This window comes from Psychrobacter immobilis (genome assembly GCF_003148585.1).
GTDB classification, from domain to species: Bacteria; Pseudomonadota; Gammaproteobacteria; order Pseudomonadales; family Moraxellaceae; genus Psychrobacter; species Psychrobacter immobilis.
Map to the genome: position 1 here is coordinate 103,746 of NZ_QGGM01000008.1, position 12,124 is coordinate 115,869.

Below are 12,124 nucleotides of genomic sequence, written 5' to 3' on the forward strand. Positions count from 1 at the left end.
TGTTTAATATATAGTTGTTTTATTCTTAGCCCTATCTATGCATCGATGAAGGAATCATCCGATTTATATCCTTCGCGGTGTTGTGCGTTCATCATTTTGTATTGATACTTTATATCGATGTTTTATATTGATATTTTGAGAGATTTTTTAGCCCTCTTACCTGATACACTGAATACGCCAGTAGATAACCAGCTAATTAAAAACTGCACCGCTACATCTGATAAAAATTCATTAGCGGCACTATTATTAAACAAGATGACGACGCACTTATCTTATTAAGAAGTGCGTGGTTGTCTAAAATGCAACATCGATGTATGACTACTTTATAAGCATACATTCATAAGCGTTTTACGGTAAGCAGGATGGCTAAAATCAGGAGACATCCATGCAGCGTATTACTTATCGTGTGAAAGTATCTGCGCAAGGGGCTAGACGCCGTATTTCTTATTTACTGCGTCCATCTAAACGCCTACCGAACACTAAAAGTAACATCGTTTCATCCGTTACCCCGACGACATCGAGTCGTTTTTCTAGAACCAAAAAGCTTGCGCAAGTTTCTAGTATCGCCCTTCTCTCTTTACCTGCTGAGAGTCTGACGACGATGCGTGCGCCAGTGCCAGCCTATGATAACGTTATGCTAGAAAGCACGTTAACTATCGCTGCCGTCCCCGGTGACAGCACTTATTTTGCGACTGACGGTTTTCAACATGGCTTTGGTTTTGATTTGGTGCGTACTTATGCTGACGAGCTTGGCGTTGATATCGACCTAAAAGCGTATGCCAATGAAGAAACTGCCCTAAAGGCGCTGAGATCGGGCGAGGTAGACATGGCATTAACAACGGCCAGTACACAGTTAAAGAGCAAGTTTAACTTATCGTCTATCAACATCAGTTGCGGCTATGACGCCAGCTTAACAAAGAATGGTTTACATCCAAAAGTCAGTTGGACGTTCAATTCATCCAATGATCCATTATCACAAAAAGCCAGTTACTTTTTATGTGACAGCATTAAGCTGAAAAACACACAAAAACTTGCTGCCTTTTACAATCAAAACTTGCTAAAAGACGCCTATAGCCAAGATCATTTCCAAAAAACGTTGACCGAAAAACTGCCTGATTATCAATCGTCTTTTGAAGAGCAAGCACACAATTATAATCATGATTGGGAATTATTAGTGGCCATGGGTTATCAAGAATCACACCTTGATGCCAATGCCGTATCGCCAACGGGCGTGCGTGGGCTTATGATGTTGACCAATAATACAGCCAAAGCAATGGGGGTCTCAGATCGCGTCGATCCCTACCAAAGTATCGGCGGCGGCGCACGTTATTTAGAGCAAATGAAAGATGACTTTGCTGATGTGCCAAAGACAGATCGTATTTGGTTTGCGCTTGCCGGCTACAACATGGGACCAAATGCAGTAAAGAGTATTCAGCGTAAACTGCGAGATCAGGGTATTGATGATAAAAGCTGGGCGAACGTTTATGCGTACTTAGGTGACAATAAAGCTACCAATAGTCGTTATGGCCAAGCCATGCATTATGTTAGCAATATTAGAAGTTATCTTGAGACTATCAAAACTCAAACTGTCTAGTTGATAAGTGCTATTAGATATTTTGAGAATTGAATTTTATAGATAAAAAAAGCTGCTCTTATGAAGAGCAGCTTTTTTGTGCAGAATGATCTGTCTTAATCGTATTTACTTGGCTATTATTCCACTAAGCCGCTTACTCTTAACGATTAGGTACGGTCAGGCGCTGACCACGCTGTAGCATCGTATCCGCCGCGATATTATTCATTTCAGCCAATTCTTGCGTAGAGACGCCATATTTACGTGCTAAGCCAATCAAACTGTCTCCTGACCCAACGGTGTAGCTCACTGTGAGCTTTGGTACTTTAAGCGTTTGTCCACGCTGTAATTGGGCATTGGTCGCGAGATCGTTGGTCGCAGCCAAGTCGTCTATCGAAACACCAAATTGACGTGCTAAAGCAATCAAACCATCACCTGATTTAACTTTATAGCTCTCGGTGTTGCCCAATTTTTTGCCACTACTCGCTGTGCTAGTCGCGGCAGTGCTGCTAGCCGTACTACTGCTTTGGGTATTGCTACTAGAGGTCGCTACAACGCTGCCACTGGCAGGAATCGTAATCGTACGACCGAGTATCAAATTAGAGTTGGTTTTCAGGTTGTTCGCTGTTGCCAAGTCACTAAGACCGATATTATAACGTTGAGCCACGCCTGTTAACGTATCGCCTGATTTTACTTTATAACTGACAGTTTTATCATTTAGCTGACGATCAACCAATCCTTTAGACACGGGTACTTTGATGGTTTGACCACGTTGTAGGCGTGCTTTTGCATCAAAGTTGCTATTCACCGCCGCAAGCTCAGCTGGACTGATACCCACGCTATTGGCAATGCCGATCAAAGTATCGCCAGATTTTACTTTATAGTTGGTGGTTGCCACCGAACTTGAGCTGCTGTTACGGCTACTAGAGCTTGAGGTGTTTGCTGCATCGAAATCGACACTTGCAGGTACTTTTAGAGTTTGACCAACATATAGTGAGCTTGTAGTGCTCATATTATTGAGGCTGGCAAGTGTATCAGTTGATACATCGAACTGACGTGCGAGAGCAATCAAGCCATCGCCCGCTTTTACTTTATAGTTCTTAGTAGCGGTGCTTGATTTACTTGGCTTGGTCGAGGGAGCGGCAGGCGTGGTCACTGGCGCAGTCACCTTACCTGGTATCAGCCATAGCTTTTGACCACGTAGTAAATCCGCTCTACTACTCAAATTATTGTAGGTTGCCAACTGAGTCACCGATAGACCAAAGCGGTTAGCAGTACCAATCAGCGTATCGCCGCTTTGTACTACATAGCTCTCTGGTTGGCTTGCCGCGGCATTGTTAGCTGTGCTCAACGGTTTGATGGTTTTTGCATTGTATAAGTATAAGGTACTGCCTGATAGCAGCTTAGAGCTGGCATCTATTTGATTCCATTCAGCGATATCGCGCCAGCTGACGCCCGCACGACTGGCAATATTAGATAAGGTATCACCACGCTTGACGGTATAAGTGGTACGTGCACCTTGGGGTTTTGGCTTGCTTACTGATGTTTTTGCAAAGCTAAGCTTTTTCTCTTCGCCACTGGCTTCTAGAATAGACTGCTGTGTCTGTACTGCGGATAAATTAATATTACCATCAGCATTGATTACATTGGTTTCAGGCGTGTTACTGCGAATTTGATTGGCAATAAAATCACGCTCTTCTTTGCTCAGTGGTGGTTCTTGGACAATCGTATTATTCTGTGTAATTTGAGCAGAGGTGGTCGGTAAACTGTTGCTGCTTTTTAGCTCAGCATTGATCTTGTTGGTTTCTGCCGTGCTCAATGGTGGCTCAGTCCGCACCGAGGCATTATTACTGTAGACAGAGCTGCTAGTAGGTGTGGCTGACGGTGATATATAACTGGTCGTTTGCTGCGGCACACTAGCGCTTGCAGCATAATCAGCCAAGGCGCTACCTGTCGATGGTAATGAAGAGCCAGTATAGGGTTTGTTATTATAGCTTGGCATCGTGGTCGTGCTACTTGGTGTGCTTGTATTACTCGATGCCAGTATATTGCCCGTACCATTGCCTCTCAATGAGCTCAATTTAACGTCGGTATTAAGACTCACATCATTAGGAATAATAATACGCTGGGGACCAGAAGAATCAACACGCCCTGACGTTAAGGCCGTATTTAATCTTTCTAATTCGTCGTAGCTCACACCTGTCATTTGCGCAACTTCAGCCAAGCTCACGCCATAATTCACTGGCACACTACGGAAATGCTGACGGTTGGCGATGGCTGGCAAGTAGACACCATATTGCTCAGGCTTGGCAACAATTTCCGCTACCGCCAAGAAACGCGGCACGTAGTTCATCGTTTCAGTAGGCAATCTCAGAGACCAATAATCTGTCGGTAAACCCTGAGCTCTATTAGCATCAATGGCCTTTTGCACGCGACCAGGACCCGCATTATAAGCAGCCAATGCTAACTCCCAACTGCCAAACTGGTTATGCAGTGCGGTCAAGAAGTCATAAGCGGCGCGAGTTGATTCGATGACATCACGGCGACCATCATAGGTACTGCTTTGATTCAAACCATAAATACGACCCGTGCTTGGAATGAACTGCCATAAGCCTGCTGCTGCCGCACTACTGGTACCGCTTGGATCGTAAGAGCTCTCAATAACAGGTAACAAAGCCAGCTCTGTCGGGATATTACGACGCTCAGCTTCTCGTACGGTGTGATAGATATAGCGACTAGCACGTGCAGTCAAACGGTTTAAATAGTCTTGTCGACTGGTAAACCAGCTTTTTTGCCCTTCGATACGCTGATTATAAGTCGGCTGACCGCCATTCATACGATAGCCAGCACGTAAGCGACTCCATAAATCACCATACTGCTGAATAGCAAGTTTGTTGCCTTCCACCATAGTCATGTCAGTGGCTTCGAGTAAATCGGCTAACTCATCCAAGCTATCTGCATCTAAATATGCCGTTGAATAGTCCGTACTGCTGCTTGCTGCAGGCGCTTTAGTAGCTGGACGTTTAGTAATAACAGATGAGCTATTGGTCGCACCCTTTTTTACCGCTGACGTATTGCTACAAGCACTGATAAGTAGAGTTGATACAGCAAGCGTCAATGGCAACGCAATAAATGAGCGAGATTTTGATAGCACAGTAGACATGATATTGGAAGTTTCCTAACGACAGAAAGTGATAAGATAAAGTTGCTTGCTAGTATAGTATGCAATGTGAAGCAAAGACCAGTCTAATATAAAAAGATAATCATCATAAGTTGAGTCAATTTTTAGACCTCTCACGAAATGCAATCAATCATTTAATTATTCAACATTGTGAATCTGTATGGTTATTTATGATGGAATGCTTAGCTTTCGAAGAGCCTGATTAATGCACTATTTTCTTTGATTATCCACTGATCAAGACGTTTCTTAATCAATGCTTATCCATTAATACCTAATTGTTGATAATGCATAATTGCTGACTAGCTAGTACTGGGTTATTAGTCGAGTAACGATTAATTAATCGTTACTTGTGATACAGCACGTAGCAGCACCGCATTACCAGTCGATAACGTCAGCGTCACTCTTGAAGTGGTGACAAATGAGACATTTTTACCATCTTTCACCCAGCTCTCATTGGTCGTTACATTGGCTTTGGCCTGATCGCCCGTAATAACGATGTTATCCACAGAAATATCATAACGGTAATTAGAGGTGTTATTCCAACTATTTTGCAACAACTTTAAATAAGCATCTTTATCTAAACTGGTAGACTTACCTTTTCTAGATAATGAAATCAGTGCATCGTCAGAGACAAGACGGGCGACCTGATTGACATTTTGGCTATTCGCTGATGACTTCATTGCTGCTATATAATTCTGCACCAAAGCTTCGGTCATGGCTGCCGCTTGCGCACTGATACTCACAGTACTTACAACGGTCACTACCGCCGCCACGCTGGCACTTTTTAGCAATAATGCCAAAAGCCCTTTTCCCCATAATCGTTTCATCATAATCCTTAGCAATGCTGTTATCGTTGTTGCCATCTTTTGATGACTAACGTTTTTTATTGATTAAATATAGTAGTCGTTTATTACTCATTAACATCATGATAAATGAAGCGAGCACTGGCTAGCATGTGCCCTCTTCGTTTCCGTTTTACTTGTAAAAAATATCTGTTTGATCATCACTTACTTATTTCTGTTTGATCATCACTTACTTATTAATGATGACAGCGTACTTTTACCATAGAGTGAGACTATCATTCAATTCTCACAGCTATGTGACACCCTGTGTAATTATTGCGAATACTAAAATACTAACTATATGGCACAATTATTTCTGAAAATATGAGTCACTGCCCATCGTTGTCATAAATACAAAATATACTAACTGAGCCACTTACGCAGTACACGACTCAGTTTTCGCTCCAGTTTTGATTCACTTCCTGTCAATCCAATCTCAATTTAATAAGCCAAACGGAAGCTTACTTAGCGTCCGTACTATTATCTTCGTATTGTTGTTCATCATCACTAAGCTTCATGCCCAATCGCTCTACTCGTCTGTCCATCATTTGTCGAGCCAGTGCTTGCATGTCTTCGACGCGGTCTATTTCATCCACAATCTCAAGTCCCAATAGCGTCTCAAACACATCTTCTAAAGTAACCAAACCTTTGACTTCACCATACTCACCCACTGTAATCGCAATATGAATACGGTTTTTTAGCATCAGCTCTAACAAATCAAACAGTTTCATTTTTGAAAAAACAAAAGTAATGTCACGTTTGAACTGAGTCAATGGCTTGTGCATCGCATGGTTTACTTTGGCTAATAACATGTCTGTTTTTAATACAAAACCTGTGATGTTATCTAAGTCACCATCATAAATCGGCAGTCGTGAAAACGTCAATTTTGGGCGATCGACCAATAATTCAGCGACTGTTTTGTTTTCTTCAAACGCCAGCATCACCGAACGCGGGGTCATGATATCTTCGACTTTAATCGCACCAAATGCCAGTAAATTGCGAATAATGCGCGATTCTAATGGATCAATCTGTCCTGACTCTTCACCGATACTGGCAAGTGCCGCAAATTCACGACGACTGAATGCTTGGGGTTCTTTGCCACGTACTAGCAATTTGGTTAACTTTTCTGAGATCCAAATAAGTGGATACAACAGCAGGATAATGCCTCGAACGAAATAAGCGACCATACCGCTTAGTTGACGCCAGTACAGTGTCCCAAGCGTTTTTGGAATAATTTCAGATAAAAACAAAATAGCCAAGGTCATAATGGCAGAAAACAGTCCAAACCATGCACTACCAAACACAATCGTGGCTTGGGCACCAGCACCGATAGAACCTAATGTATGAGCCACTGTATTCAAAGTCAAAATAGCCGCCAATGACTGATCGATATTATCAACCTTTAAGCGTCTTAGCATATTTGCTTTTTTCGGATTGCTTTCTTGAACATCAGCGATATAAGACGGCGTCATGCTCAGTAATGCAGACTCAGCCAATGAACAGACAAACGAGATACCGATGGCGACAACCACAAAAAGTATGAGTAATAACACACTGATCGCGGTCGGCTCTGCTAACGCTTCAGCGGCAAAAGCTGGATATGGCAATAGCAGCATCGCCGTCAGCGCTGATAACCCAGCAATTGAATTGGTACGACGAAGACGCTTTGAATAGCGTGATGTCGGAGGAGGTTTAGCAGACGCTTCTTTACAAGCGCGCGGACGACATAAACGAGGTACAAACATAAAAGTGGTAAACAAGTTAGGTAACCTAAACAGAAAAAAGTAAAAGGGATAATTATAATATAATGAGCAAACGATACTAAATCATTAAAAGCAAACAACATGATTAATTAGCTATTAGTTATCTGCTAAAACGATGGTAACTCGCTGCTCAAAACTGATTTAGCAGCAGATAATAGGATCTATTATATACTAATAAACCGTGTGCTAAATGCAGGGAATTATTGCCATTTGATAGTAGCATTGATGATGTCATTTCACAATAAGACGCTATTGTTAAGTCTTTGTTTTTTGGTATCCTTGACCACACCTTTTGCTACGCTACTGCTACCTAGCATCCATTCGCTGCTTGAATTTTGTTATACTCTCAGCGCCTTGGCGTTACTTATATGAGGTGGCAAAAATATTGCCGCAAAAAGTAATGACCGTTAGCATGCCATTACCTTAAGAAAAACATACTCAGCCTATGATTAACAGTTACCAAGTCTGGGATTTTTTGTTACTATGCGTTTAATTTTATTATTATCTATGACTTACTGAGAGAAATTATGTTGTTATTTATTCAAGCTGCCCATGCTGCACCAGAAGCTGCTGGTGCGATGTCACTATTTAGTCAAATACTATTGCCTGTTGCTTTTTTTGCGATTTTTTACTTCTTAGTGATTCGTCCACAGTCTAAGCGCACCAAAGAACATCGTGCCATGGTCAATGCATTGACTGTCGGTAGCGAAATCATTTTTGCTGGTGGTTTGATGGGTCGCATCAAAGCCATTGAAGGTGACTATGCTGTGGTCAGCCTAAACAATAATACTGATGTCAAAGTACAACGTGCTTCTGTTATTTCAGTGTTACCTGCTGGCACAATCGAAAGCGTTTAATGATTGAAATATTAGTCGCGTTTTATTGATGATTACTAGGGCATGTCCTCATTTTAAAAATGGTGGTAAAAATGAAATAAATTGCTGTTAAACAAGGAAAGTAGCTTAAATAATATCGAGATATTAATAAGCTATTTGACGATGTTTGGCAAAATTTAGCCATTTTTAGCCCATTTAGAGGATAATCGATTGAATTGAGGACACGCCCTCATCTGTCATTAATAAATATAGTGATTAATACAGTGCCTAAGAATGACCGTACCTTATTTACGGTCATTTTTCGCTATAGAGCAATGATGTAAAAACAGTCTCATAGAGTATAGACAATTTATGTTTATGCTTTTGACCATGCCGTCTTTATTGATTTTATCAGTGATATTTTGCTGACTATATATTTTTGATGACTATATAAAGATACGTCTGTATTATTTGCTCTACTGTTTTACTATCATCGCGGATGATCGCAATGGTGCATGATGACGACTGCTAGATACAGCACTCAACCATTGCTATCGCTAACTTCCCATCTGCTAACTTGTGGCCTACGTCGCCAGTCGTTTATCAACCTAAAGAAGTGATTATGCAATATCCCGCTTGGAAATACTTACTTATTGCCGTCGTGCTAATCATTGCCGGTCTATATGCTGCTCCTAACCTCTATCCTGATGAACCTGCCGTGCAGATTACAAGCGCCGCTGCAGGTACACAGCTGTCTGAAGGTATCTTGACTGAGTCTCAAAGCTTGCTTGAAGAGGCTGGCATCAATAACCATGATGGAACCTTTGAGGGCAACAGTGCACTGGTACGTCTTGACAATCCAGTCGATCAGCTCAAAGCTCAGGAAGTACTGCGTCAAAACTTGGGCGAAGACTATGTCGTCGCGCTTAACTTGGCGCAAACGACGCCGCAGTGGCTACGTGATATCGGGGCAAAACCGATGAAACTCGGCCTTGATTTGCGTGGCGGTGTGCGTTTTGTACTAGAAGTCGATATGGACAAGGCGCTTGAACAGCGTTTGACCAGTGCCAGTCGTGACATGCGTCGCGAGCTACGTGCTGAGCGAATTGCGATCAAAGGCATTAAGACAGAAGATCGAAGTGTGGTATTACATTTCGCTGATACAGATGCTCGTAACCGTGCACAGAATGTTCTGCAAGGCTCAATGGGCAATACCTTTAGCTTGCAATCCTCTATTGATGAGCAAGGTCCTGCACTGATTTTAGCGTACAACGATGCAACGCTTGATGAAATCAATAGCTATGCGGTCAATCAAAACTTGACCACCCTTCGCAATCGTATTGCTGAGCTTGGTGTGACTGAAGCTTTAGTACAGTCTCAAGGTGCTAGCCGTATCGTCGTCGAGCTTCCTGGCGTACAAGATACTGCTGAGGCAAAACGTGTCTTAGGGCGCACTGCAAACCTTGAGTTCCGTATGGTTGCTGAAGACAGCGAAAACTATACGGGCGGCATCCCTCCAGCGGGTACCGAAGCTTTCCCGTTTGAGACGCTTGATGGTCCGCCGGTACTGCTTGAACGTCAAGCGATTGTCACGGGTGATAAAGTCACTAATGCTCAAACTGGTGTGGATGAAAGCGGCTCTCCTGAAGTCAGCATTACTTTAGATAGTGCTGGTGGTAAGCTCATGCAAAATGCCACTCGTACCGCCGTTGGCAAACAGATGGCTGTATTGTTCATCGAAAACAAGCAAAGAATCACTTACGAAGAAGATCCAGAAACTGGCGAAACTGTCGAAGTTAGAACGCCTTATGCTGAGACCAAAGTCATTAACCGTGCCAATATTCAAGCGGTCCTTGGCTCATCCTTCCGTATTACTGGTCTAGATAGTAGCGCTGAAGCTGCCGAGCTTGCACTACTACTACGCTCAGGCGCACTTGCCGCACCGATGTACTTTGTAGAAGAACGCACTATTGGCCCATCATTAGGTCAAGACAATATTGATAAAGGTCTATTCTCTACGCAAGTCGGTTATCTATTAGTGTTTGCGTTTATGATTATATTCTATCGTCTATTTGGTGTGATTGCCAACGTGGCGCTGGCCGTAAACGTTATTATCATCATTGCTATTATGTCAATCTTAGGCTCATCACTTACCTTGCCTGGTATTGCTGGTATCGTTTTGACCATCGGTATGGCCGTCGATGCCAACGTACTGATCTTTGAGCGAATACGTGAAGAGCTAGCAAACGGGGTACGGCCCAAATCCGCCATCGTGGCAGGTTTTGATCGAGCCTTTAGTAGTATTTTCGATGCCAACATCACCACCCTATTGATTGCTTTTATTCTATTTGCAATTGGCACGGGTCCGATTAAAGGCTTTGCGGTTACATTGGCTATTGGTATTGTCAGTTCACTGTTTACCGCTATTATGGTGACACGTGCGTTGGTACAAATTGCTTATGGTAAGCGTAAATCTATCAAACGTTTGAGCATCGGTTAGGAGAACATTATGACGATTGATAAGAACAATCCTTTAGAACAGCAGAATAATCCAGATCGAGATGGTTCAAGTGGCTCAAATGTTGAGGCAAGCACACACCGCCGTAAAAAACCACGCCGTGATGGGAAAGGTAGTAATACCAAAGCCAATAACCCAACTACCGCTAAATCAAAAAAAGGCAAAGCTCTGAGCGGCAGTAAGGATGCGGGTAAAGACAGTCAAGCACTGACCACCCAAGCAGCCAATCCTGATGTAGAATCGGGTGATGCCGCTGATGATGCGGCTGCAATCGCTGAAGGCGGTATCAAAGCCGTTGGCAACCAGCGTATTATTCCGTTTATGAAGATAGAAAAGCCAATGGCACTTTTATCTCTATTGATGGTTATTGGTAGTATCATTGCAATTGCAGTAAACGGTCTAAACTTAGGACTTGATTTTACGGGTGGTGTGTCCGCAGATGTGCGTTACGAGCAACCTGTCGAACAAGTTGAAGTCGTACAAGCATTGGCCGATAATGGCTTTGATGATGCCGTGGTACAATATCTTGGTACGCGAGAAGAACTCCTCGTACGCTTGCCACCACAGTCTGATAACGTAGACGGCCTAAATAGTAGCCTGACTAAAGCATTAACCCTGCCTAATAATAATGTTGAAATCAGTAACGTTAATATTATTGGCAGCCAAGTTGGTAATGAAATTTATCTAAACTCAGTCATGTCACTGGTATTAGCATTGGTCTGTATGTTGGGCTATGTTGCCTTACGTTTCCAATTTAAACTCGCTCTTGGTGCGGTATTATCGCTGTTTCATGATGCTATCGTGACCATTGGTGTTTTTGCGTTATTTGGTTTCCCATTTGACTTAACCGTCTTGGCGGCCGTCTTGGCACTGGTTGGTTATTCTATCAATGATACAATTGTTGTGTATGACCGTATTCGTGAGAATTTTCGTCGTGTCCGTGGTATCACACCTCGCCAGACCGTTGACCTGTCTTTGACCGAAACGTTGCGCCGTACCATTATGACCATTTCCACTGTTTTACTCGTCGTACTTGCCATGCTATTCTTAGGCGGCGATGGACTGTTCTGGTTCTCAGTAGCGCTCTTCATTGGTCTGCTTGCCGGTACTTACTCATCAACGTATATTGCAAGCTCGATTCCATTACGTATGGGTCTATCACGCGATGACTTTATTGTGAAAGTAAAACCTGAGTTTGAAGAAGAAATTGTCACTTTCAATGATCCAAAAATGTTTGAACAAGACAATGCTTAATAAATTTTATACTTTCTCAAGCTAATCGCTAGCTAAGATAGTATTTAAGAAAGCTTCAAAAAAAGCACCTGACTCGTGAATAATGAGTCTAGGTGCTTTTGTCTTTGTAGCTATTTTTGCCTTGAATATCACACCTATTAGAGCTAACTCCATTTAAAATAGAGTCAAGGCAACAAAGTAC

General features: G+C 42.6%; 7 protein-coding genes. 4 read left to right on the forward strand and 3 right to left on the reverse strand.

The window, feature by feature from the left end; genetic code table 11:
- Positions 1-385: 385 nt before the first annotated feature.
- Positions 386-1,594 (forward strand): transglycosylase SLT domain-containing protein, encoded by a 1,209-nt coding sequence (locus tag C8D84_RS08155; protein WP_109591387.1) that lies wholly within the window; start codon positions 386-388, stop codon positions 1,592-1,594.
- 139 nt (positions 1,595-1,733) lie between these two features.
- Here C8D84_RS08155 and C8D84_RS08160 read toward each other — a convergent pair whose 3' ends face one another.
- The 3 genes from C8D84_RS08160 to C8D84_RS08170 form a co-directional block, all read right to left on the reverse strand.
- Positions 1,734-4,733 carry a LysM peptidoglycan-binding domain-containing protein gene (locus tag C8D84_RS08160; protein ID WP_109591389.1) on the reverse strand — a complete coding sequence of 1,000 codons (3,000 nt, stop codon included), beginning with the start codon at positions 4,731-4,733 and terminating at the stop codon, positions 1,734-1,736.
- Positions 4,734-5,083: 350 nt separating this feature from the next.
- Positions 5,084-5,578, reverse strand: a complete 495-nt coding sequence (locus tag C8D84_RS08165; protein WP_060490899.1) for a nuclear transport factor 2 family protein — start codon at positions 5,576-5,578, stop codon at positions 5,084-5,086.
- Positions 5,579-6,054: 476 nt separating this feature from the next.
- Positions 6,055-7,338: a CNNM domain-containing protein gene (locus C8D84_RS08170; protein ID WP_109591391.1), complete on the reverse strand. Its 1,284-nt coding sequence runs from the start codon at positions 7,336-7,338 to the stop codon at positions 6,055-6,057.
- Between the two features lie 545 nt (positions 7,339-7,883).
- Between C8D84_RS08170 and yajC the strand changes: the two genes are divergently transcribed.
- The 3 genes from yajC (at position 7,884) to secF (ending at position 11,943) form a co-directional block, all read left to right on the forward strand.
- On the forward strand, positions 7,884-8,213 hold the full coding sequence (gene yajC / locus C8D84_RS08175) for a preprotein translocase subunit YajC (RefSeq protein WP_045446152.1): 330 nt from the start codon (positions 7,884-7,886) through the stop codon (positions 8,211-8,213).
- A gap of 580 nt (positions 8,214-8,793) precedes the next feature.
- Positions 8,794-10,671 carry a protein translocase subunit SecD gene (secD, locus tag C8D84_RS08180; RefSeq protein WP_055124186.1) on the forward strand — a complete coding sequence of 626 codons (1,878 nt, stop codon included), beginning with the start codon at positions 8,794-8,796 and terminating at the stop codon, positions 10,669-10,671.
- A gap of 9 nt (positions 10,672-10,680) precedes the next feature.
- The gene (secF, locus tag C8D84_RS08185; RefSeq protein ID WP_087815635.1) at positions 10,681-11,943 is read left to right on the forward strand and encodes a protein translocase subunit SecF; all 1,263 of its coding nucleotides are present in this window, start codon (positions 10,681-10,683) and stop codon (positions 11,941-11,943) included.
- Positions 11,944-12,124: the final 181 nt, after the last annotated feature.

Coding starts and splice junctions, on each gene's coding strand:
- C8D84_RS08155 (WP_109591387.1), top strand. CDS start 386: ATGCAGCGTATTACTTATCGTGTGAAAGTATCTGCGCAAGGGGCTAGA.
- C8D84_RS08160 (WP_109591389.1), bottom strand. CDS start 4,733: ATGTCTACTGTGCTATCAAAATCTCGCTCATTTATTGCGTTGCCATTG.
- C8D84_RS08165 (WP_060490899.1), bottom strand. CDS start 5,578: ATGAAACGATTATGGGGAAAAGGGCTTTTGGCATTATTGCTAAAAAGT.
- C8D84_RS08170 (WP_109591391.1), bottom strand. CDS start 7,338: ATGTTTGTACCTCGTTTATGTCGTCCGCGCGCTTGTAAAGAAGCGTCT.
- yajC (WP_045446152.1), top strand. CDS start 7,884: ATGTTGTTATTTATTCAAGCTGCCCATGCTGCACCAGAAGCTGCTGGT.
- secD (WP_055124186.1), top strand. CDS start 8,794: ATGCAATATCCCGCTTGGAAATACTTACTTATTGCCGTCGTGCTAATC.
- secF (WP_087815635.1), top strand. CDS start 10,681: ATGACGATTGATAAGAACAATCCTTTAGAACAGCAGAATAATCCAGAT.